Annotated in this window: 22 protein-coding genes; 15 read left to right on the plus strand and 7 right to left on the minus strand. The window is 57.2% G+C overall.

Annotated features, from left to right (window positions below; translation table 11 throughout):
- Positions 1 to 31 precede the first annotated feature (31 nt).
- From ACSEXW_RS13185 to ACSEXW_RS13195, 3 genes are all read left to right on the plus strand, one after another.
- Positions 32 to 775, plus strand: coding sequence for a stalk domain-containing protein (locus ACSEXW_RS13185; RefSeq protein WP_438446616.1), 744 nt, complete (start codon positions 32 to 34; stop codon positions 773 to 775).
- Between the two features lie 202 nt (positions 776 to 977).
- Positions 978 to 2,060, plus strand: a complete 1,083-nt coding sequence (gene serC / locus ACSEXW_RS13190; protein WP_438446617.1) for a 3-phosphoserine/phosphohydroxythreonine transaminase — start codon at positions 978 to 980, stop codon at positions 2,058 to 2,060.
- A gap of 149 nt (positions 2,061 to 2,209) precedes the next feature.
- Entirely contained in the window at positions 2,210 to 3,895 is a 1,686-nt protein-coding gene (locus ACSEXW_RS13195; RefSeq protein ID WP_438446618.1) for a methyl-accepting chemotaxis protein, read from the plus strand.
- An 81-nt stretch (positions 3,896 to 3,976) separates the two neighbouring features.
- On the opposite strand, the gene ACSEXW_RS13200 is transcribed toward ACSEXW_RS13195, so the two are convergent.
- Positions 3,977 to 4,690 (minus strand): response regulator transcription factor, encoded by a 714-nt coding sequence (locus ACSEXW_RS13200; protein ID WP_438446619.1) that lies wholly within the window; start codon positions 4,688 to 4,690, stop codon positions 3,977 to 3,979.
- A 151-nt stretch (positions 4,691 to 4,841) separates the two neighbouring features.
- Between ACSEXW_RS13200 and trmL the strand changes: the two genes are divergently transcribed.
- From trmL to rnhA, 3 genes are all read left to right on the plus strand, one after another.
- The gene (trmL, locus tag ACSEXW_RS13205; protein ID WP_438446620.1) at positions 4,842 to 5,306 is read left to right on the plus strand and encodes a tRNA (uridine(34)/cytosine(34)/5-carboxymethylaminomethyluridine(34)-2'-O)-methyltransferase TrmL; all 465 of its coding nucleotides are present in this window, start codon (positions 4,842 to 4,844) and stop codon (positions 5,304 to 5,306) included.
- Positions 5,307 to 5,545: 239 nt separating this feature from the next.
- Complete coding sequence (locus ACSEXW_RS13210; RefSeq protein WP_438446621.1) at positions 5,546 to 5,794, plus strand: AbrB/MazE/SpoVT family DNA-binding domain-containing protein; 249 nt, start codon at positions 5,546 to 5,548, stop codon at positions 5,792 to 5,794.
- A gap of 357 nt (positions 5,795 to 6,151) precedes the next feature.
- A complete protein-coding gene (gene rnhA / locus ACSEXW_RS13215) occupies positions 6,152 to 6,811 on the plus strand; it encodes a ribonuclease H (RefSeq protein ID WP_438446622.1) in 660 nt (219 codons plus the stop codon).
- Between the two features lie 63 nt (positions 6,812 to 6,874).
- Here rnhA and ACSEXW_RS13220 read toward each other — a convergent pair whose 3' ends face one another.
- From ACSEXW_RS13220 to ACSEXW_RS13235, 4 genes are all read right to left on the minus strand, one after another.
- On the minus strand, positions 6,875 to 7,948 hold the full coding sequence (locus tag ACSEXW_RS13220; protein ID WP_438446623.1) for a phosphodiester glycosidase family protein: 1,074 nt from the start codon (positions 7,946 to 7,948) through the stop codon (positions 6,875 to 6,877).
- The gene (locus tag ACSEXW_RS13225; RefSeq protein WP_438446624.1) at positions 7,945 to 8,376 is read right to left on the minus strand and encodes a hypothetical protein; all 432 of its coding nucleotides are present in this window, start codon (positions 8,374 to 8,376) and stop codon (positions 7,945 to 7,947) included. The genes ACSEXW_RS13220 and ACSEXW_RS13225 overlap by 4 nt, the downstream gene beginning before the upstream one ends.
- Before the next feature lie 115 nt (positions 8,377 to 8,491).
- Positions 8,492 to 10,126 carry a response regulator gene (locus ACSEXW_RS13230; protein WP_438446625.1) on the minus strand — a complete coding sequence of 545 codons (1,635 nt, stop codon included), beginning with the start codon at positions 10,124 to 10,126 and terminating at the stop codon, positions 8,492 to 8,494.
- A complete protein-coding gene (locus ACSEXW_RS13235) occupies positions 10,123 to 11,928 on the minus strand; it encodes a cache domain-containing sensor histidine kinase (RefSeq protein WP_438446626.1) in 1,806 nt (601 codons plus the stop codon). Before ACSEXW_RS13235 ends, ACSEXW_RS13230 begins: the two co-directional genes overlap by 4 nt.
- A 310-nt stretch (positions 11,929 to 12,238) precedes the next feature.
- Here ACSEXW_RS13235 and ACSEXW_RS13240 point away from each other — a divergent pair, with 310 nt between their 5' ends.
- From ACSEXW_RS13240 to ACSEXW_RS13270, 7 genes are all read left to right on the plus strand, one after another.
- On the plus strand, positions 12,239 to 13,096 hold the full coding sequence (locus ACSEXW_RS13240; RefSeq protein WP_438446654.1) for a carbohydrate ABC transporter permease: 858 nt from the start codon (positions 12,239 to 12,241) through the stop codon (positions 13,094 to 13,096).
- Positions 13,096 to 13,932: a carbohydrate ABC transporter permease gene (locus ACSEXW_RS13245; RefSeq protein WP_438446627.1), complete on the plus strand. Its 837-nt coding sequence runs from the start codon at positions 13,096 to 13,098 to the stop codon at positions 13,930 to 13,932. Before ACSEXW_RS13240 ends, ACSEXW_RS13245 begins: the two co-directional genes overlap by 1 nt.
- A 170-nt stretch (positions 13,933 to 14,102) precedes the next feature.
- Positions 14,103 to 15,431, plus strand: a complete 1,329-nt coding sequence (locus ACSEXW_RS13250) for an ABC transporter substrate-binding protein (protein ID WP_438446628.1) — start codon at positions 14,103 to 14,105, stop codon at positions 15,429 to 15,431.
- 185 nt (positions 15,432 to 15,616) lie between these two features.
- Positions 15,617 to 16,888, plus strand: coding sequence for an MFS transporter (locus tag ACSEXW_RS13255; protein ID WP_438446629.1), 1,272 nt, complete (start codon positions 15,617 to 15,619; stop codon positions 16,886 to 16,888).
- A gap of 267 nt (positions 16,889 to 17,155) precedes the next feature.
- The gene (locus tag ACSEXW_RS13260) at positions 17,156 to 17,923 is read left to right on the plus strand and encodes a sulfite exporter TauE/SafE family protein (protein ID WP_438446630.1); all 768 of its coding nucleotides are present in this window, start codon (positions 17,156 to 17,158) and stop codon (positions 17,921 to 17,923) included.
- An 81-nt stretch (positions 17,924 to 18,004) separates the two neighbouring features.
- Positions 18,005 to 18,943, plus strand: a complete 939-nt coding sequence (locus ACSEXW_RS13265) for an NAD(P)/FAD-dependent oxidoreductase (protein ID WP_438446631.1) — start codon at positions 18,005 to 18,007, stop codon at positions 18,941 to 18,943.
- A gap of 135 nt (positions 18,944 to 19,078) precedes the next feature.
- The gene (locus tag ACSEXW_RS13270) at positions 19,079 to 19,243 is read left to right on the plus strand and encodes a hypothetical protein (protein ID WP_438446632.1); all 165 of its coding nucleotides are present in this window, start codon (positions 19,079 to 19,081) and stop codon (positions 19,241 to 19,243) included.
- Positions 19,244 to 19,298: 55 nt separating this feature from the next.
- On the opposite strand, the gene ACSEXW_RS13275 is transcribed toward ACSEXW_RS13270, so the two are convergent.
- Positions 19,299 to 20,405 (minus strand): polysaccharide deacetylase family protein, encoded by a 1,107-nt coding sequence (locus tag ACSEXW_RS13275; protein ID WP_438446633.1) that lies wholly within the window; start codon positions 20,403 to 20,405, stop codon positions 19,299 to 19,301.
- A gap of 95 nt (positions 20,406 to 20,500) precedes the next feature.
- A complete protein-coding gene (locus ACSEXW_RS13280) occupies positions 20,501 to 21,217 on the minus strand; it encodes a DUF2161 domain-containing phosphodiesterase (RefSeq protein WP_438446634.1) in 717 nt (238 codons plus the stop codon).
- A gap of 133 nt (positions 21,218 to 21,350) precedes the next feature.
- On the opposite strand from ACSEXW_RS13280, the gene ACSEXW_RS13285 reads away from it, so the two are divergent.
- Positions 21,351 to 22,010, plus strand: coding sequence for a DUF6483 family protein (locus tag ACSEXW_RS13285; protein ID WP_438446635.1), 660 nt, complete (start codon positions 21,351 to 21,353; stop codon positions 22,008 to 22,010).
- 145 nt (positions 22,011 to 22,155) lie between these two features.
- A complete protein-coding gene (locus tag ACSEXW_RS13290) occupies positions 22,156 to 22,731 on the plus strand; it encodes a TetR/AcrR family transcriptional regulator (protein WP_438446636.1) in 576 nt (191 codons plus the stop codon).
- Positions 22,732 to 22,751 lie beyond the last annotated feature (20 nt).

The raw sequence follows: 22,751 nt of genomic DNA on the forward strand, positions 1-22,751 counted from the left end.
TCTTTCCTGTTGGGCAGGGGCTGAACCGGCCATGGCCTCGTCCGCCGCGGGTTCGGACGTGAAGGTCCAGATCAATGACGAGCTGATCCGGTTTCCGGATGCGCAGCCCTTCATCGATCAGAACAAGCTGACCCAGGTACCGGTCCGTTTCGTACTGGAGGAATTGGGATATAAGATCCAGTGGTCCGAGGAGAACGGCCGGATTCGGGTTCATATGCTGAACTCGGACGGTACTCATATTGAAATGGTAACGGGACAGCAGGATGTTGAGGTCGACGGGAAGAAAGTGGAGCTGGCCTCCGCGCCGATCCTTCAGGAAGGCCGGGTCTATATACCGCTCCGGTTCATCTCCGAAGCTTCCGGCATCCGCGTCCAATGGGATCCGAACAATTTCATCGCGATTCTGAACGAGGATGGGAACTATCATGCGCCCGCGTGGTATAAGCCCAAGATGCAGCTGCTCTCGAGCTTCACCGCAACCGCCTATTCGGCCAGTCCGAGCGAGAACGGCGGCTATGGGGCCGTGGACTACTTCGGCAGGCCCCTTCAGCTGGGCACCGTAGCTGTGGATCCCAACGTCATTCCACTCGGCACCAGGCTCTATATAGAAGGTTATTCCTACAACGGGCTTCCCGCCGGCGGAATGTACGCCATTGCCTCCGACACGGGTAGTGCCATCCAGGGAAACAAGGTGGATATCTTCCTGCCAGGCTCCAGAGACAACAGTCTGAAGTTCGGCATGCAGCAGGTTCATGTATACAAATTACCTGAATAAGCGTAACCTATGGCAGTCTCCCGGTTGGGAGGCTGCTTCTTTTTTGGGCCGATGATTTACTCATTTATCTCTTTGATGTTGTTCTTATGGAACGCTGTAAAGGAGAAAAGTAAAATTTGTGTGACAGCCTTATACCTACTTGTAGAACCTAGTGAATCTTGCTATCATAGATGAAAACGTGAAGGGGCAGGTGTGGATTTACATGAAAAGAGCTTATAACTTTAATGCGGGCCCGGCAGCACTTCCGCTGGAAGTTCTGCAGCGTGCGCAAGAGGAAATCGTAGACTTCAAGGGGATTGGCATGTCTATCATGGAGATTTCCCACCGCAGTAAAGAATACGAAGCCGTTAACGACGAGACCCAGCAGCTTCTGCTTGAGCATCTGGAGCTTCCGTCCGGATATAAAGTGCTGTTCCTTCAAGGCGGCGCCAGCACCCAGTTCGCCATGGTCCCGATGAACCTGCTCGCCTCCGGCAAGGTCGGCAGCTACGTCATGACGGGTTCGTGGGCGGAGAAGGCGTACCAAGAAGCTCAATTGATCGGTGAAACCCACATCGCAGCCAGCTCCCAAGAAGGCGTTCTACATATTCCGGCATTGAGCGAGATCCAGATTCCCGAGAATGCCGCTTACCTGCATGTCACCTCCAACGAAACGATCGCGGGGACCCAGTACCAAGCTTTCCCGGATACCGGCTCCATTCCGCTCGTAGCGGACATGTCCAGTGACATCCTGTCCCGCAGAATCGATTCCTCCAAGTTCTCCCTGATCTACGCGGGCGCCCAGAAGAATCTCGGTCCTTCCGGCGTAACCGTCGTTGTGGTCAAGGACGATCTGCTGAAGGAGACCCCGAAGCACCTGCCGACCATGCTTCGTTACAGCACCTACATCAAGAACAATTCCTTGTACAATACGCCTCCGGTTTACTCCATCTACATGGTCAACCTAGTGCTGAAGTGGATCAAGGAAAAGGGCGGCATCGGCGCCGTCGAGAAGCTGAACCGCGAGAAGACCGACCTGATCTACAACGCGCTGGACAACAGCGGCGGCTTCTATGAAGGAATGGCTCAGAAGGACAGCCGCTCCATCATGAATATTACCTTCAAGCTTCAAACCGAAGAGCTGGAGAAAGAATTCTTGGCGGAAGCCAAGAAGAACGGCTTCGTCGGCTTGGGCGGCCACCGCAGCGTAGGTCATCTTCGCGCATCCACTTACAACGCCGTACCTTATGAGGCTTGTAAGGCACTGGTTGATTTGATGGGCGAGTTCCAGCGCAAGAACGGCTAAGAAACCCAATCACCCGGCGGCATGCCCGCCGGGTTTTTTTATATGAATAATTAACCGGAGTTTAAATTTTTTACCTCTTATGATATACTTCACAGATATGATGTTCGGTTGATGTTATATTAGCTAACAACTGCAGGGAGAGAGAGATGATGTCTATGAAGATTACCATCGGACGCAAGCTCGTGGGCGCTTTTATGGCTGTGGCCTTGCTTACGGCGGCCGTTAGCGGCCTGTCCTTCAATTCATTGCGAAACATTAATAAATCCTTTGAAGATCTGGTTGAGGTCAGGGTGCAGGTGCTGTCCCATGTGGAGCGGGTGCAGGTCGCAGGCCTCGAACAGAACGATTACATGAGGGAATATTTCCTTACACAGAATCCTGCTGCGGTCCAGCGGATGCAGACCTCGAACAAGAAGATTATCGACTTAATTGAAGAGGTCCTTCCTTCTGTGGAGAAGGAGGAAGATAAAGCAAGCTTCAAAAAGGTGATCGAACTGGCTAAGGAATACAAGACCCGGGTGGACAGCATTATGATCCTCCCCCATGAGCAGGCGCTTCGAGAAGCATCGTTAAGCTTGTTCCCACTGGCTACGCAGATTTCGGTGCTGGCGGAGGAAATGGCCAATGATCATCTGAAGCGGATGGGAGAGGAACAGAAGGCCGTTCAGGACAGTGCGAATAGAGACCAGACGACCAGTATGGTGGTGAGCTTCATCATCGTGGCTCTTGCCATCGGCATCGGTATTCTATGCTCCTTGCTGATATCTCGGCCTCTCCGCCAAATCACGGCAGCCGCCAAGCAGATCGCCGCCGGTGATTTGACTGTCGGAAAGCTGGGAGTGCGGACGAAGGACGAGATCGGAGATTTGGCCGGCACCTTCGAGGCTATGGTTCAGCAGCTTCGATCCATCATCGGCAAGGTGGAACGCTCCGCCGGAAAGATGGCGGAGAGCTCCCGCTTGCTGACCGAGAGCAGCGAATTAACGTCCCAAGGGACCTCCATGATCTCGGACGTATCGCAGGAGGTGGCAACCGGAGCGGAGCAGCAGGTCCGGGGTGCGGAGGATAGCGCCCGGGCCATGGAAGAGATGACGGCAGGCATCGGTCGGATCGCAGAGTCCTCCGCTTCGGTGTACGAGCAGTCGGTGACGGCCCGAGCCCAAGCGGATGAAGGCGACCGGGCTGCGCAGCGGGCCGTAGAGCAGATGAACGTGATCTATCAAGCGGCCGAACAATCGGCAGAGCGTGTGAGGAAGCTCCACGAGCATTCCACCGAGATCGGCGAGATCATTCAGGTGATCACGGATATCGCCACCCAGACCAGTTTGCTGGCTCTGAACGCATCCATCGAAGCGGCCCGTGCCGGTGAGCAGGGCAGAGGTTTCATGGTTGTAGCAACGGAAGTAAAAAAGCTGGCCATCCAATCGGAGACGGCTGCAAAGCAAATCACAGACCTCATCCACGTGGTCCAGAGGGACACCTCCTCTGCGGTCAAGGGCATGAACGAGGGGATGCAGCAATCCCAGGAAGGTCTCCAGGTTGTACAAGCCGCAGGGCTGGCCTTCACCCGCATCCGGGAGGCGATCGAGCATGTCGCGTCCCAGATCGAGGAAGTGTCCGCAACGTCGGAGGAGATCTCGGCCGGCTCGGAGGAGGTAGCGGCTTCCGTGGAAGAAACCGCCCGGATCGCTCGTCTCTCCGCCGACAAAGTACAGACCGTGGCTGCCACAAGTCAAGAGCAGCTGGCCGCCATCCAGGAGATCGCTTCTTCCGCCGCGACGCTGAACAGCATGGCGGAGGAGCTGCAGCAAGAGGTTTCGCGATTCAAGCTCTAACAGAAGCACACCAAAGCCCCCGCATTGGCCGTTCGATCCATCGACGGTCATGCGGGGGCTTGTTTATGAAGGAGCAGCTGTTTACGCCAAGGATTCCTTCACAGCCGGCTCTGTCAGCTTGTAGCCGACATTGCGGATGGTAATGATGTATTCGGGGCTCCGGGCCTGAGTCTCCAGCTTGTCCCGGAGATGACTGATATGCACATCTACGATGCGGGTATCGCCCAGGAAGTGATAGTCCCATACACCATGGAGCAGCTGCTGGCGGGATAGGACCTTCCCGCGGTGCTTGCAGAGGAAGAGAAGCAGCTCGAATTCCTTCGGAGTCAAGTCTACCGGGTTTCCGTTGACGAGCACCTCCCGTTCGGCAGGAAGAACGGTAATCTTGCCGATCTCAATGGCCGGAGGGTTGGCATCCCCGGGAAGCGCTTGGACCCGCCGCAGGATGGCTTGGATTCGGGAGATCAGCTCTTGGGGACTGAAGGGCTTGGTCATGTAATCATCAGCGCCGTTGTCCAAGCCGGCAATCTTGTCGTTCAAATCCTGCATGGCCGTCAGCATGAGCACCGGCACCATATTATTTTGACTCCGCAGCTTGCGGCATACTTGGATGCCATCCATCTTGGGAAGCATCAGGTCCAGAACGATCAGGTCCGGCCGGAAAGTCGAGGTGGCTTCGAAGACGGCTTCACCGTCGTATACGCAATGGACCTCATAACCGACAAGCTTCAAGTTGAATTCAAGCAGCATGGAGATGGAGGGCTCGTCGTCGACAACCAGGATCTTCTTCTTCATTACTTCATCTCCTTTCGTTCGGGAACACCTTTAGTCTCCATTATGCCATTCCTCTATCAACCGGGTATTAATGAAAAGTTAAACGAGTGTAAAATGCACTTCGGGACAAGTTGGTGTATAATGAAAGGAATCCATGACGAGGTGACATCCAGTGGCATTTCATATTGTGTTAGTCGAGCCAGAGATTCCGGCCAATACGGGGAACATCGCGCGAACCTGTGCCGCTACAGGCACCCATCTCCATCTGGTGCGTCCCCTGGGCTTCCAGACGGATGACCGGACGCTGAAGCGGGCGGGCTTGGATTATTGGCACGCCGTTCAAGTGCATTATCACGACAGCTTCCAAGAGGTGAAGGAGCTGTTCCCGGAGGGGCGCTTCTTCTGCTCCACCACCAAGACGAACCGGCTCTACACGGAGGTCTCCTACCGTGACGGCGATTTCCTGGTCTTCGGGAAAGAAACCAAGGGACTGGGGCCGGAGATTATCGAAGCACATGCGGATACCTGTATCCGGATGCCCATGACAGACGCGGTCCGGTCGCTCAACCTGTCGAATTCGGCTGCCATTGTTCTCTATGAGGCGCTACGGCAAAACAGTTTTATGAGTTTATTGTAACAGCTTGTAGCATAATTCTATCCTGAGACCTTCTGCTCTGGACTGCTTCAATGGATAGGGAGGACAAGAATCCTAATAATTTTCGGTACATACCCTTAAAAATGTCGGGAAATTAGATCCTTTCTACTTTTCTTTTTAAAGATTTTAATAAATTTTCAGCGAGTTTTCAGAGAAGGGTTTTCCAAAAAGTCTATGAAACTGTTATAATAGAGTATATTAAGCGGAATGGGGGAAGTGCTATGAAACCGGCAGGTGTTGTACGTAAGGTGGATCAGCTTGGACGAATTGTATTGCCCAAGTCACTCCGCAAGCGTTATCAGATGAATGAGGGCGACCCGGTTGAAATTTTGGTCCAGGGCGATCATATTATTTTGGAGCGTTTCCGTCCGAGATGCGTATTCTGTTCTTCTATGGATGATATCGTAGATTTCAAAGAGAAGCATATTTGTTCCGAATGTTTGCGTGAAATGAACCGCGCACTCGGCTAAGCAATATGAATGCGAAAAAGCATCGCCCTCCTCGCGGGGGGCGATGCTTTTTTGGCAGATCGGCAATTACAGGCCTTTGGTTTTATCATCATTATAGGCAGCCGACAGGATAGCCCCCAGGAACAGGACGAAGACCACCATAACCAAATAAAAAGACATTACAGCACCTCCCGTGCGGATAACGAAGCGATCCGTTCACAACCATAAATCTATTATAACCAATGATGATTAAAAAATAAATATTCTATTTAACATCTTCTGCACCTTACCGGCTCGGCTGGGTTGAGTCGCACTGCTTGGTCATGGTACGATCTTCGTACCGTACGAAAACGAACTGCGAGAGGCGGAAGCAATGCTATGGCGGCAAGCAAATATTATGTAGTCTGGGAAGGCAAGAAAGCAGGCGTATACAGCACCTGGGCGGAGTGCAAGGCACAGGTGGACGGCTACCCCCAAGCCAAATACAAGTCTTATTCGACGGCTTCGGAGGCGCAGGCGGCCTTGGCGGCGGGCTGGAAGAAGATGTGGGGCCAAGGAGGCGAAGCCGCAGCATCCAAGACAGCAGGCTCAAGAGGAAAGGCATCCAAGGCAGCCGCGGCTGCGGAGGAGGAGATCGACTACGACAGCATCTCAGTGGACGTGGGGACAAGAGGGAACCCGGGTCCGGTGGAATATAAAGGCGTGGACACGCAGACCGGTGACATCCTGTTCTATGTGGGACCGATCGAGAACGGGACCAATAATCTGGGGGAATTCATCGCGATCGTCCATGCTCTCTCCTATCTGAAGGAACGGGGCAGCGCCAAGACGGTCTACACGGACTCCAGAACCGCTCTCAGCTGGCTCCGGAACAAGAAGGTGGCGTCCAACCTGCCCCGCAACGAATCCACCCGCAAAATATGGGAGCTGACGGACCGGGCGGTTCGCTGGTTGGAAACCCACACGTACCCGAACAAGGTGCGGAAGTGGAATACGGAGGAATGGGGCGAGATCAAGGCGGATTTCGGCCGGAAATAGCATGAACGTGAGGAAGGCCGCGGGGCAGATTGCCCGCGGCCTTCTTGCATGGATGGATACGTTTCACTTGAAGAAGACAAAGTGGGTCGGCATAGAGCGCATCCGGCCGTCGGAGGGACTGTTGATGACCTCTCCGCCCCAGACCAGAGTCGAGGAGCCGCCGCCGTCCAGATTGTAGGCATCGCGGATCCCCAATTGCTGCAGCTTGTCCTGCAGCTCGGCCAAGGAAGCGCCGGAGCCGCCGCGCTCGTCTACACCGTCCGCGACGATGAAGAGGATCTGGTCGTTCTTGAAGTTGCCCACCACCGTTCGTGCGGCGCGGTAAGGGTTAGTCATCCACTTGACCGGGATGGTCGTCTTGCGCCCGTCCTTCAGCAGGATGGGGGTGAAGGAGGCGCCGAACACGGGCTTCAGCTTGTCCAACTCCTCGGCCCGGCTAAACTTGCCGCCGACCAGCTTGCGGTTGGCATCCAGCCCCACGAAAGCCAGGTCGTCGGAAGGGAAGAATCCGTAGACATACTTGCCGTTCTGGATCGTGTTGCCCGTCGGATAGCGCTTGCCGTTGCCGTCATCGGCGAAGCCTCCGGCATTCACTCCGGCGATGCCGCCCAGGCGGCTCACGGCGGACAGGGTCGTCTCGCTCCTGCCGATCTTATCGCCGGCAAGGGCCAGCTTCATGGCCTTGTCCGATTTCAGATTCGCCTTCAGGGCATATCCCTTGTAGTTGCGGTCATTGAAGCGGTACAGCTTCAGGTCGATGTTGCCGGAGGAAGCCTGCCGGACAGGAGACCCGAATACGGAGTCGATCCGGCTCTCGAAGATGGCCGCCGGCTTGCCGGCCTGGGCCGAAGCCTTCTGCAGCATGACGGAGACCTCGTTGGCACTCTGATGGTACATATCGAAGTATTTCTCGATGGTCGTCTTGATGGCGGCTCCGTCCTTCACGGCGTTGTCCAGCTTGGTCACCAGGGGAGCCGCTTCCTCCTGGGCCGAATAAGCGGTGAAGGAAGGCCGGTCCACCTCCGGAAGCGACGGCATCAGCTTGTCCGTGGTCAGGGTCAGCATCCAGGCGGCCATTCCGAGGAACGGTGCGGTCGCCAGGAGGAATAGACGGTTTACGGCTTGGTTGGCGTTCATTTCAGCACATCCAGGCTTTTCTCCAGCTCCTCCAGCTTCTTCTTCACGTCGGACAGCTGGGTGTACAGCTGGTTGCTGTTGTCGGTCTTGGAATTGGCGCTATCCTTGGCGAAGGCCAGGAGCTCCGTCAGGGAGTCCAGCTTGGTCTGGAGCTTCGCCATGTCGCTCTGAACGGTCACCTTCAGGTCCGAGACCTGGGCCTGGTAATCCTTCTGGATGGTTTCCAGCTGTACGCGGGTGTCAGCGTTGATCTGGTTGGCGATCTGGGAACGAAGATGATCGCTGTAGACCTTGGTGCCCCATACGCCGCTGGCGATCAAGAATACCCAGAGGAGGAAGAGAATCTTGTAGGTATGCTTCTTCTTCGGCTGGGCGGTTTTGGCGGAACGGACATAAGGCTGGTCCCGCACCTCCAAGGGCATGCTCATGATGGTTCACCTCGAAAAAAGAGACTTGCGCCGTTGCCGGCTCGATTACACCCATCCAGTATACCATACGCCCGATGCAGGGGCGAGACGTAATAACCGGATCGCCGTCGAATGTTCACCCTTCGCCGTCGCAGGGCGTCGGATTCTTGCGGTATTCCCCGGGCGTCTGCCCCGTCAGCTTCTTGAAGACCTTGCTGAAGTACTTCTCATCCTGGTAGCCCACCAGCTCGGCCACCTGCGCGATCCGGCTGTCCGGGTTCAGGAGCAGCAGCTTGGCCTTCCCGATGCGGATCCGACCGATATAATCGGACAGATTCTCCTTGAATTCCTGCTTGAACTTCCGGGAGATGTATTCCCGGCTCAGGAAGAACCGGTCTGCAATGTCCTGGAGGGTGATCTCCTCCCGGTAGTGGGCTTCGATATACTTGGCGATGTCAAAAATCACATGGCGGTCCTCCTGCTGCTGCCGCCGGTACTGCTCGGCAATGGTCCGTAAGCTGCGGATCAGCCGGTCCTGCCAGACCACAAGCGACAAGGTGCCGTCGTCGTGAAGCGGGGGCTCCGGATGGATCGGCGCCAGCCACTCCTCCGGCAGCTCCCCCTGCTCCTCGCCGAAGAGCTCCTTGGCCCAGCGCGCCTGGAACAGGCCGTACTCCCGGGTCCACAGCTCATATTGGTCCGGACTGATGGCTGTGAGCCGTTCCAAGGACTGGAACCACATCCCCACGGCCATCAAGATCTGCTCCTGCGAAGCGCTGCGAATGGCCAGCCGGAGGCGCTCCTCGTACTCGCCGAAGGCCAGCGGCTTCCGGGAGGCGGCCGGATCCTGCACGGGCTGGTGGATCCAGCCCGTACGCTTCAGGAGATTCCGGCTCCGCAGCGCCTGCACGGCCTCCCGGTAGGCGGCTCCGACACCGCCGGGGAAGGGCTTGCTGCCGCCCAGCCCAAAGTCGAACCGGCCCTTCAGGGTCCGGTAGATGCTCTCATGGATCCGGCGGATGTCGTCCGGTACTCCCTCGGCATGGCGCCAATATAAGAGCACGATATACCCGGACCCGCCCCAATGGCGGAAGGCGTAGCCGGATTGCCGCTCATTCAGGACCTCGTTGCAGATGTTGGTCAAGGAGAAGTAGAGCAGGTCCATGCCGGAGCTGAACTTGCGGCGCAGCTCCTCGGGGACCGTGTCCATGGCGATGACCGCCACACGGCATTCCCGGCAGTCCGCAGGCAGTCCCAGCTCCTTCACCAGGCTCGTCTTGACCTTGTCGAAGCTGCCCGGATCGTCCAGCAGGTCCGACAGCATCCGGTCCCAGTACACCGGCTTGATCCGGTTGACCTCCATGGTCTTCTGCTGCTGCTCGCGGACCGCGGCGTCCTGCTGCCTGCGGCTCTCGACCGCCTTCCGGACGGCGTCCTGAAGCTCCCCGGGGTCGATGGGCTTCAGAATATAATCCAGTCCGCCGAATTTGACGGCTGCCCGGACCAGATCGAAGTCGTCATGGCCGCTGATGACCACCGTTTTCGTTCCTGGAGCATGGCCGTGGATCCATTCCAGGAGCCCTGCGCCGCCCATGCCCGGCATCATCATGTCCGTGAACACCAGCTCCGGATGCTCCTCCCGGATGATCCGGACCGCGGTTTCCCCGTCCTCGGCCTCCAGCAGGTGTGTAATCCCGAAGCTCTCCCAATCCGTCAGCAGCCTGATGGCGTCCCGGACATGCTTCTCATCATCCACGATCAAGGCCTTCATTGCGGCTTCCCTCCATCCGCCAGGGGAATATGCAGCTCCACCCGCAGCCCCGTGGGCTCGGCGTGGGATACGTTCATCCTGGCATTCTCGTTAAAATACAGCTTGATCCGCTGAATCACGTTCAAGAGACCGATGCTGATCTGTCCCTCCGAGACGAAGGACGGATCCTGCTCCAGCTTCGAGGAGAGGGCCTTCAGCTCCTCCTCCTCCATGCCCTTCCCGTTGTCGGCCACCGTAATCCGGAGCGCTTCACCGCCTTCGGTCAGGCTGCATTCGATCCGGATGCGCCCTTCCCGGGTCGTATCGTAGCCGTGCTTGAAGAAGTTCTCCACGATGGGCTGCAGCGTCATCTTCGGCAGCTTCACGGCAAGGGAATCCGGCGCCGCCTCCAGCTCCACCTGGAGCCGTTCGTCGAAGCGCTGCTGCTGGAGCTCCAGGTAGCCCTTCACGTAATCGATCTCCTTGGAGAGGGGCACCACGGTTTCGTTGGTGTTCATATGGTATCGCATCATCTTCCCGAGGGAAGCGATGAGGGAGTAGATCTTGACCTCCTGGTGCTGCAGGGCCAGAGTGCCGATGGACTGCAGAGCGTTATTCAGGAAGTGGGGGTTGATCTGGGCCTGCAGCGCCTTCAGCTCGTTGGTCTTGTTGGCCAGCTCCAGCGCATACTCCCGAAGGATCAGCTCGTTGATGGTCTGCATCATAAGCCGGAAGCGCCGGGCGAGGATGCCGATCTCGTCGCTGCCCTTCACGTCGATGTCCACGTTCAGCTGGCCGGTCTGGATCTTGTTGATGGTGGAGATCAAGAGCCTTACCGGCGCGGTGAAGCGGATGGAAATATAGACCGTGGCCGCGATGACAACCACCAGGAACAGCGTGAAGACGGCCACGTTGATGCCGGCCAGGTCCCGCGCATTCTTGTACAGATGGTCGTAAGGGATCTGCTTGACCAGTGTCCAGTTCATATAGGGAGTCTCCAGCTTCTCGAAGATCTCCATGCCGGAGAACCCGTCGCTGACCCATTCGAAGGCCCCCCGTTCCCCTTCCATGGCGAGAAGGTGGGAGACCCAGCCCTTATTGAGCACCTTGCCCCAGTCCTCCTGCTTGCTGCTGTAGACCACCACGCCCTGGGGGTCCAGCAGATACAGGTCTTCGTGGTCCTGGTTGTAGAGCATGGCGCTGATCCGTTCGATGAAGGTCGGCAGGATGTCGATGGACAGGAGGCCAAGACGGTCTGAGGCCGGCACGTTGAAGATGGGGCGGTGATACGTAATGACGGGCACCGGGTCGTACTTCGGGAAGAAGGTCACGCTGTAATCATGGCTCCAGTGAGTCGGCTCCAGATAAGCCTGGTACCCCTTGAAGGGCCCTTCCCCGTCTTCCGTCTTCTCCGGCTTGGCGCTGTTCAGGAAGCGTCCGTGGGTATAGATGAAGTGCTCCTTGCTCTTCACCGGATCCAGATGGACCTGGTAGGTCTCGTTGATGGAGCGGAACATGTTCTGAATGCCGGCGAGGAGCTGGCTCTGGTCGTCCCGGTTGTTCTCGTAGCCCCGCTGCAGGATATTGAAAAATTTGTAGTCGCTGTAAGCGCTTAAGGTTGCCTGGTCCATCAGGTTGAAGTAGTGGATCAGATTGGTTTTGCCTTGGAAGAGAAGGTTGCTGTTCTCCTGGAGAGCCGTCCGCTTGACGGATTCCTTGGTGTACTTGTAGGTAATGGCGATCGAGGTGACGATGGGGACGATCGTGGCGATCAGCATGAACAAGATAAGCTTATTGCGGATGCTTCCCCGGATCCGGAACATGGTGCTCCCCCTTCGGCTTGTCCATTTGTGCAACCGATTTAACGGTTCGAGCTTCATTGTAGCAGGCAAGGTCAATATGTTCCACCATAATCATCACGTCATTGCGTGTTCCGCCGCTTCCCCGCCTTCTATACTTAAATCATGGATAGAACCCCTGATGTCCGGTCGCCGCTTCCCCGCTGCACCGGTACGAGGGAAGGAAGGAGAAGAGGAAATGTCGAAAGAGCTGCAACCCCCTACGATCGCAACAACAGGGAGCGATCCCGCCCGAGCCGCGGCAGGCTCCCGCTTGTCGCTTCGCCGTTCCGAGATGATCCAGCAGACGGTGTTCGTCGGCCCAGCGTTCCTGTTTTTTACCATTATCGTGCTGGTACCGTTCGTGCTGGGCATGTATTATTCCTTCACCGATTGGAACGGAGTCCGGAACACCGCAGGCTGGGTGGGCTTCGATAACTTCAGGGCCATCTTCACGTCGGACCGGAACTTCTGGCTGGCCTTCTGGTTCACCGCCCGGTTCTCGGTCGCAAGCGTCGTGCTCGTCAACCTGCTGGGCTTCGTCCTGGCCTTCCTGTTAACGCGTCCCTTGAAGAGCCGGAACGTGCTGCGGACCGTCTTCTTCCTGCCGAACGTTATCGGCGGACTGCTGCTGGGCTTCATCTGGCAGTTCATCTTCATCAAGGGCTTCGCCTCGTTGGGAGAGGCTACGGGCCTGGGCTTTTTCCAGCTGCCGTGGCTCGGGACAGAAAGCACCGCATTCTGGGGCATCCTAATTGTCAGCGTCTGGCAGGGCGCCGGCTATCTGATGGTCATCTATATCGCCGCTCTGGTGAACATTCCCTCCGAGCTTCTGGAGGCCGCCAAGATTGACGGTGCCACCCTGGGGCAGACGCTGCGGTCGGTCATTCTGCCTCTGATCATGCCGGCGGTTACGGTATGCCTGTTCCTAGCCATCTCCTGGGCCTTCAAGATGTTCGACCTGAACGTATCGCTGACGAAGGGCGGGCCGTTCCGCTCCACGGAATCCGTCGCTCTGAACATCTATGCCGAGGCCTTCCAGAACAACCGGTATGGCCTGGGCACCGCCAAGGCGCTGCTGTTCTTCCTGACCGTGGCCATTATCACCAGCATCCAAGTGTACTTGACGAAGAAGCGGGAGGTGGAGGCATAATGGAGACCGGACGTACTTATTCGTATAAAGTGTTTACGGCCGAGGTACTGGCCATTCTGCTGGCGCTCCTGTTCCTGGTGCCCTTCTACTTTACCATCATCAACTCGGTCAAAAGCTTCGGCGATCTGCTCACCGACTCCGCCGGCTGGCCCAAGTCCTGGCACTTCGAGAACTACTCGAAGGCTTGGAAAATCATCAAGTTCCCGCATGTATTCGGCAACTCGCTCTTGATCACCGCCCTGTCCAACATCGGGCTTCTGATGTTCAGCTCCATGGCCGCCTACCGCATGGTGCGCCGCCCGTCCAAGTTCAATCAGACGCTGTTCGGCCTGTTCGTGGCCTCCATGATCATCCCGTTCCAGTCCATCATGATCCCGCTGGTCAAGGTGGTCAGCATGCTGGGGATCCAGAACAGCCGGCTGGGACTCATCCTATGTTACTTCGGCTTCGGCTCCATGCTCTCCGTGTTCCTGTATCATGGATACATCAAGTCCATTCCGAAGGAAATCGAAGAATCGGCAGTGGTGGACGGCTGCTCCCCGTACGGCGTCTTCTGGAGAATCGTCTTCCCGCTGCTGAAGCCGATGACCGTCACCGTGCTCCTGCTTAACAGCCTGTGGATCTGGAACGACTTCCTGCTTCCGCTCTTGATTCTGACCAGCCCGAATCTGCGAACCATACCGCTGGCGGCCAGCTCCTTCTTCGCGCAGTACACCAAGCAGTGGGATCTGGGCCTGGCCTCTCTGGTGCTGGGCGTGACGCCGATCGTACTCTTTTTCCTGGCCATGCAGCGGCATATAATAGAAGGCATCACTGCGGGCTCCGTCAAGGGATAAGAGGCCGGCTGCGGTTCTCCCGAGGGCTCAGATGAGAGAGCTGCGGATCATGAAAGCGCTTAGACAATATATTGCACCTCATTGTTCAATATCATGGGTGGGGTAGCGCAAACGTTTGCTCTATACTGAAGTCAAGGCAATCAACCAAATGTTAAAGGGGAGACACAAGAATGAAGAAGAAGCTTTCCATGGCAGGTTTGGCTCTGGCTTTGACGGCGTCCGTCGCGGCAGGCTGCGGAAGCAAGGACGAAAGCAAACCGGCGGCCGACGCAAGCAAGGCTCCCGCAGCGGCGACAACCGGCGCCTCCGAGGCTCCGAAGAAGAACGTGACCGTCAAGATCTTTCAATTCAAGGTCGAGATCGCCGAGCAGATGAACCGGTTGAAAGCCGAATACGAAGCCTCCCACCCCGGCGTCAAGCTGGAGATCGAGACCGTCGGCGGCGGCGCGGATTACGGCGCAGCCCTGAAGGCGAAGTTCGCAGCGGGCGACGCTCCCGATATTTTCAACAACGGCGGCTTCGCCGAGCGAGAAGTATGGATGGAGCATCTGGAGGACCTGAGCGGAGAGCCTTGGGTGAAGGACGTGGTTACCGTCGCCAAGGAACCGATGACGAAGGACGGCAAGCTCTACGGCATGCCGCTGGGCATCGAGGGATATGGCTACGTCTATAACAAGGATCTGTTCGCCAAAGCGGGCATTACCGATGTTCCGAAGACGCTGAGCCAGCTGGAGGAAGCGGCCAAGAAGCTGCAAGCGGCCGGCATCACCCCCTTCGCCAACGGCTATCAGGAATGGTGGATTCTGGGCCTCCACAATCTGAACGTGGCCTTCGCAAACCAGAAGCCGGATCCGGACAGCTTCATCAAGGGCTTGAATGACGGTTCCCAGAAGTTCAAGGGCAATCCCGTGATGGAGAACTGGATCAAGCTCCTGGACCTGACCGTGAAGTACGGCAACAAGAACCCGCTGACCACCGACTACAACTCCCAGGTCACCCTGTTCGCCAAGGGCGAAGCGGCCATGATGCAGCAGGGCAACTGGACCCAGGTGCAGATCAACGGCATCAGCCCCAACATCAAGCTGGGACTGCTCCCGATGCCGATCGGCGAGGATGCCGCCGCAGGCGACAAGCTCTTGACCGGCGTGCCGAACAACTGGGTGGTCTACAATAAGTCCAAGGTGAAGACGGAGGCCAAGGCATTCCTGAACTGGCTCGTCACCTCTGATACCGGCAAGAAGTACATCACCAAAGAGTTCAAATTCATCCCGGCGTTCACGAACATCCCGGCGGATCCCAAGGATCTGGGCGATATCGCAGCCGACATCACCAAGTACTCCAAGGACAACAAGCTGCTGTCCTGGAACTTCATGAAATTCCCGGATGGCGCAGGCCAGGAATTCGGTGCCTCCATGCAGGCCTATGTGGCCGGCAAGAACAACAAGGACCAGCTCTTCGACGCCTTCCAAAAAACATGGGATAACCTGAAGAAAAAATAAGGTAGAGTTATGTGCCCCCCGCCCCGGCTTCCATGCCGGGGTTTTTTGGTACGAGAGGGCGATATTCCGCGAGATATGCAGGCTCAGGCTCTGTGTCACCCTGTGTTACAATAGAAGAACAGATGAGAGCTGTTGCAGATACAGCTGTTAAGGAGCGGATGGGGTTGGGCATACGATGGGCTGGAATGATAGAGCGTATTCGGCGGCGAAGCGGTCCGCAGACGGAGGAGAGAACCTTAAGCCGCGAAGCGAAGCTTTCGCTCATGATCCATTTCTTCTTCCAGTTCGGAGCCTCCATGTCCGGGGTATTCCTGAATCTGTATCTCTGGCGGCTGACGGGCGATCTGTGGATTAACGGCATGTACAACATCATCAATTTCAGCGTCACCATCGCTGCCTTCATCGCCGGAGGCTGGATTGCCAAGCGGACGGACCGAATGTACGTCTACCGGCTGGGGCTGGTGCTGATCTCCCTCTTCTATATTTGCGTTATCATTGCCGGAGAGAACGTGGTGCACTGGTATGGGCTGTTCGCTCTCTTCGGAGGCATATCCAGCTCCTTCTATTGGACGGGATACCTGGTGCTCATGTATGACGTATCGGATGACCGGAACCGGATTCATTACCTGGCCATGAACAATATCTTCTTCACCGCGGCGGGGCTAATCGGCCCGGCCCTTGCGGGACGGATCATCGCTTCCTTCGATGGACTGCACGGGTACATGATGGTGTTCGGCTTCGCCTTCGTCATGTTCATTCTGGCGGCCATCGGGAGCCTGCGGATCGGTCCCAAGCCCGCCAAGCACAAGACTTATTACCTGCCCCACACCATCACCATGATGCGCCGCAATCCCATGTGGCTTCGGTCTCTGTGGGCCTATCTGATCTATGGCCTGCTTCAGGGCATCATGCTGTTCCTGCCCAACATCCTCTTGTACCAGGTGATGAGCCGCGAGGATAAGGTCGGCTACATGACCGTAGCCTTCTCCTTGATCACGATATTGATGGGAACCCTGATCTCCCGGTACGCCAAGGAACGGTACTCAGGGCTGTATCTCCAGGTCTCCGCTGTGGGACTGGTTGCCGGAGCCAGCCTCATGCTGTTCGGCTTGAACGTCTGGACGGTCATCGGCTTCATGGTCGTCTACTCCTTCTTCAACCCGCTCCAGGGGAATACCTTGACGACGATCTTCTACCGGCTGGTCGGCACGCTCCCCCTGAAGGGCAATTTCCGGGTGGAGTCCGTCGTGGTCCGGGAATTCTTCATCAATACGGGCCGAGTGATCTCCATCTTCACCTTGATCCTGTTCCTGAAAGAGCTGGACGGCAGGCAGCTGGCCTGGGTGCTGATCGCAGGCTCCGTCTGTCAGCTGTTCATTCCGCTGATGCTTCGGCACACGGAGAAGACCACGACCGCAAGCCCTCTGGGCTCGGGAAAAATAAAAGGCTCCGCCTAATTGCATACGGCCGTTCATAGGGCTGGCCCGGGATATCCGTCGGATATTTCGGGCTTGTTTGCGTTCGGAGAGACAGGAACCCACCCGGCATACGCCACATATCATAAGGTGTAATATGAAACCCCATAAGAGAAGCTGATAAATCAAGGAGATGAAAACAACCTCACATTTCCGATCAAATTACTAAAATTTATCTTTACAGTTCACGAAGGATTGAACTATAATTCCAATATAATTACTAGGAATAACGAACGGGTGGTGTTTTGGATGGGATGGGAAATTTCATTATTGGGCTTGTTGGTCGGACTTCTCGTTGGTTTGACGGGCGTAGGCGGCGCGGCGCTTCTGACCCCGCTTTTGGTTCTGATCGGCATCAATCCTTCCATCGCGGTCGGCACGGATTTGTTCTATAACTCCATTACGAAGCTGTTCGGTACGGTTCAGCATTGGCGGCAGCGCACCGTGAACAAGACGCTGGTGCGCTATCTGGCTTACGGCAGCATACCGGGCGCCATCTCGGCGGTGCTGATCCTGAAGGCCTTCGACAGTGTATTCCACAGCTCCGAGTCCTTCACCAAGCATGCGCTGGGCGTAGTCTTGATCATTGCCTCTGTGGCCACGCTAGTGAAGCCGCTTCTGAAGCTGAAGGAGAAGAAGAGCGGTGAGGTGGAGGAGCATGTCGTGGCCGACAAGAAAATCCTGACCGTGACGGTCGGATTTGTCCTCGGGTTTATCGTCGGCTTGACCTCCATCGGATCGGGCTCCCTGTTCGCTCTGGCTATGCTGTATCTCTTCCGCTTGAAGACATCGGAGATTGTTGGCACGGACATCGCCCATGCTTTCCTGCTCGTAACCGTAGCGGGCATCATGCACGCCAGCTTCGGCAACGTGGACTTCGCCTTGGCGGGCCGGCTTCTGATCGGCTCCGTTCCCGGAGTGCTGATCGGCAGCGTGCTGAGCGCCAAGCTTCCGCCGACGCCGCTGCGGACGGCCATGGCCGGCATCATTCTCATCAGCGGCTTGAAGCTGATTTGATTCCATCCCCCATCTGCTCTCATAGTTCCCCCTTCGGACGTCCATCCTATAAGGAATGGCACAGGAAGGGGGTTTTTCATTATGGAATGGGATGCGCTGATCGTAGGGGGAGGCATTGCCGGCTTGCAGGCCGCCATTCAGCTGGGCCGGGGGCAGCACCAGGTGCTGGTTATGGATGCGGGCTCGGGGAGATCCACGCTCTGCAGAGGCTATCATAATGTGCTGGGATGGCCCGATGGCGTCTCAGGCGAGGAGCTGAGGCGGCTGGGCCGGGAGCATGCAGGCCGATATGGGGTCCGATTCGTCACGGAGGAGGCGGTGCGCGCCGTCAAGCTGGATGGAGGCTTTCGGATTACCTGCCGCAGCGGCTCCTCTTATGAAGGGGCGGTTCTGCTGGTGGCTACGGGGGTGAAGGACCGGTACCCGGACCTTCCGGGGCTTGAGGCTTGTATGGGCAAGAGCATCTATGTCTGCCCGGATTGCGACAGCTATGAAATTCGGGGCAAGCGTACCCTGGTTTTGGGCTCCGGGAAAACGGGGGCCAGCATGGCCGAGGTGCTGCGGCGGTCGGCCGGGAGCCTCGTGTATGTGAATCATGGGAAGGAGCCCGTTCCGGAGGAGGCTCTTGAATCGCTTCAGAAGGGAGGCATTCCGGTTCATGCCCAGGCGATTCGGGAGGTGCTGACGGAGGGAGACGGTCAGCTCCGCGGCGTTATTCTGGAGGATGGCGCCAAGGTGGAGGCGGAGAAGGCATTTATCGCGTTCGGTGGCAATGAGGTAAGGACCGAGCTCCTGCAGCAGCTGGGAGTGGAGCGACTGGAGAACAAGCATGCCTTGGCGGATCCGCGGACGAAGGAAACCTCGGTGCCGGGGGTGTGGCTGGCCGGAGATATCGGCGTGCATTCCGAGCAGGTGGTGATCGCCATGGGCGACGGCCAGCAGGCGGCCATCTGGATGCACAAGGCTCTGCTGGCCAGGGAGAAGATGAAGGCGAGGGAGCCGGTAGGTGCGGGAACCTAGCGCAGAGAGGCCTAGGGATGCGGTAACGCGGTATGGACGTAAACTCCCGTGGGAGCCGGTACGGGAAGAATAAGCCGTCCCTCCTCGGCACAACCTAGTCGGGAAACGGAAGTCAGTCCCCAAGGAGGAACCGGTATGCCCTACAACAAGAAGATTAACATGAGCATGGACCAGGCGCGTGAGGAGATCCGCGACATCGACCAGAAGCTGGAGAACCAGGCAGACCAGCAGGACGATGCGATGCAGGCCGTTCAGGGGCACATTGCGAAGATTGATAACGAGAATGAGCAGGAGTCCTAAACCAGATGCAGCCCCGGAGAGTTCTCCGGGGCTGTTATTATGTAAGGGAGGCGGCTCACCACTTGGTTAGTTTGTGTATGAGAGAGGCGAGCTTCTCCTCGCCGTTGACGAAGATCCGGGTCAGCTTGTAGGGATGCTGGCCGGCCGCGGTTTTCCCCTGCTCGATGGTGAACGCGTACCGGAAGCCGTGCCGAGTCAAGATGTCCAGCGTCTCCTTATTATACTGACCGTACGGGTAACAATAGACGTCGGCGGTAACCTTCAAGTGCTCCTCGATCAGCCGGCGGGCCTCGGTGATCTCCCGGGTCTGGTCATCCGTGGACAGCTTCGGAAGCGAAGGGTGCGTCATGCCGTGGGGCTGGATGTCCCAGCCGTTCTCCTGCAGAGCCCTCGCCTGATCCCAATCGATATAACCGGCGGTTCCTACCATCCCGGGTGACATAAATAAAGTGGCATGGAAGCCGTATTCCTTCAACACCGGCATGGCCGTCATGTAATTGTCGGTATAGCCGTCGTCGAAGGTGAGCAGGACCGGCTTGGCCGGAGCCTCTGCCGCGCCTTCGAAAATATCCGTAAATTCCTTAAGCGTCAGCGTCGAATAGCCATTATCATGCAGGTACTGCATCTGCTCCCGGAATTTGTCCGGATGGATCACGACGATATTGCCCGGATCCACGGAGACGCTGTGGTAATTCAGCACCGGAATGGGCTTGAACTTGGCGTTTCGGGAGGGGGAACCCGGCTGATAGACGGCTTGGGTCACGCTTGCGGAAGGCCCGGCAGGCGAGGCTTCGGGAGCCGCCACCGCTGGAAGAGCGATGGTAGGAGCGGAGGCCGCCGGTATGGGCGGAGTCCCCGAGGGGCTCCACTCGCCTGTTCGTTCGGGGCCGGCAGCTGCAGCTTCCGTCGAAGCCGGCGGTGAGGAGCTGTCCGATAAGGGGGCGGCACTGGAAGCGGTCTCCGCCCCGGGGGGAACCTCGGCATGGGGGCGGGTGGGATCGACGATGAGCGCATTCCCCGGTTCCCGGGTCTGTGCCGGCAGCATGGCGAAGGCGGGAGTCAGCGGATGGGGCTTCATCCGGACGGCGGCAGGCAGAACAGCCAGCAAGAACAGCAGTACGGCGGCGTACACGAGGGCAGAAACGGCACGGCTTTTGGTCATGGCACACGCATCTCCTATCCAACATGAATGTTCGATCGGTGGTTCACGTGATGCGGTTCTCCGGTGCCGTGCTTATGGATACAGCCGTGGAGGGATCAACCGGGAAGCGTCCCGGCATCCAAGCCTTGGATGACGCTGTCGAAGAGGCGCAAGGCCTCCCGGCCGGCCGGGGTTAGCTCGTAGGTGCCCCGGTTGACTCTCCTGTACCAGCCGTAGAAGTTCTTTTGGAGTATTTCGGTAATCTTGGAGCTGCCGGTGATTTCCCGAAGTTGCTTGGTGGTCATAGGACCGTGTGTATGCATAGCGTAGGCGCAGTGAAGCGCCTTCTCCCGGTAGGCGGTCACCAGCTTGACCTTAGTGCTGCCTCCGACATTGTAATCCGCGGAGCGCTGGCGGAATTCGGCTACAAGCCCTGCCGTTCTCCGTGCGGTCTTGCGGGGGACATAGGTCTCGGGATCGCATTGGACCTCCACATGCGGTTTCTTCGATTTATAGAAGCGGACGGTGATGAGGCCGAGGCCCAGCCGCCGGCATAAGCGGACCAGATCACTCCAGCCCAGCCCGTGGGGAGCGCGGCCCTTCGCGTTCATCTCTACCGCTACATATACGCGGTCTGTAGTCCGGAGACGATCCAGCCCTTGGACGAGCAGAGGGATGTTGAAGATTTTCTTCAGCTCCACGATGACCGGGTCCTCCTCGCCGCGGATCGCCACCAGGTCGCAATTGCGCACCTCGCCCCGGACCTCGTATCCCATCTTCTCGAAGTAGGCTTTGACCGGTGCATAGAGCTCGGTTTCATGTTGGATGGGCATTTTTCGTTTCCACGCCTTTACAAGTTGTGATACAGTCATTATAACATAGGGCCAACTGGGGAGGTTGTAAAAAGATGTCAAACGCCCCGGCGGGAAATAGCGAGGATCGATTGCAAGAGAGGAGGAGCCGGACATGTTCCAACGCGACTATATCTTACGGATGATTGAGCAGCTGGCACAGGTCATGGCCCGGTATATGCGGCTGAAAGTCCAAGAGGAGCAGAAGGCGGTGCTCCTGCAGCTGGAGGAATTCTACGGCAAGTTGCGGCTGCCCAAGGCCGGCCTGCTCTTAGGGATGACGGACCGGGAGCTCCTGACTCTCCTGAGCGTGAACGGCGAGCCAGACCTGGACAAGACGGTAAGCCTGGCGCTGGTCTTCCAGGAGGAGGGGCGGGTACTGGAGAATCTGGGAAGGCATGCGGATAGTTCGGGGCGATTCATCAAAGCCCTCTATCTGATGGTGACCTCCGCTCGGCTGGGAGCGGACGTGCCCGGCGTGGACTGCAGCCGTCACATCGAAGAGCTGCGGGAATCTCTGCGGACCTACCGGATACCGCCGGAAACCCTGGTGCTTCTGGCGGATCATTATGAATCCTCGAGACGGTTCGGGCAGGCGGAGGATGTCTGGTTCGAGCTGTTGGAGACGGTACAGTCTCCGGACTTGTACCTGGAGGATGCCCGGGCGTTCTTCGGACGGATTCTGGAGTTGACCGACGAAGAGCTGGAGCAGGGCAGCCTGCCCCGAACCGAAGCGGAGGAAGGGCGGCATGAGCTGGAACGGCGCTTCGGCTGAGAAGCGGCCGAATGCAGAAGAACATCCTAGGAGGCGGGCCAAGCCTCCTGAGATGTTCTTTTTTTCTCATTGACGGGAAAATATGGATATAGTACGATATGAATGAACCAAAAAATATTCATTCACCATGTTGGAGGTTCCTCTGTTGAAGGATAAGAAAGCGGAAATCTATAGCTGCGGGAAAGAGCTGTTCCAAACGAAGGGCTTCAAGGACACCAATGTTTCCGACATCACGGAGAAGGCGGGAGTCGCCGTCGGCACTTTCTATAACTACTATTCCTCGAAGGATAAGCTCTTTATGGAGATCTACCTGGACGAGAACGCGAAGCTCAAGATGAGCATCATGGAATCGGTGAACCCGGATGACGAGCCTGCGAAGCTGATTAAGGAATTCCTGGCGAAGAACCTGGAGGGGATGAACTCGAATCCGATCCTGAAGATGTGGTATAACCGGGACGTGTTCGGCAAGCTGGAGCAGATGTTCCGGGAGGATCAAGGGGGCAGCTCGGTTGAATTCTTATATGGCGGCGCCATTGAGCTCGTCCGGAAGTGGCAGGCCGAGGGCAAGATGCGGACGGACATAGACAGCGAGCTGATCATGGCGATGTTCTCGGCATTGATCCAGGTAGATACCCATAAGGAGGAGATCGGCATCCAGTACTTTCCGCACATTTTGGATTATCTGACGGATTTTGTGCTAAGAGGGCTGACGGATGTATAGGGTACCTAAGGAGGAGTGAC

This window comes from Oryzibacillus soli (assembly GCF_051594765.1).
Taxonomy (GTDB): Bacteria; Bacillota; Bacilli; order Paenibacillales; family NBRC-103111; genus Paenibacillus_AR.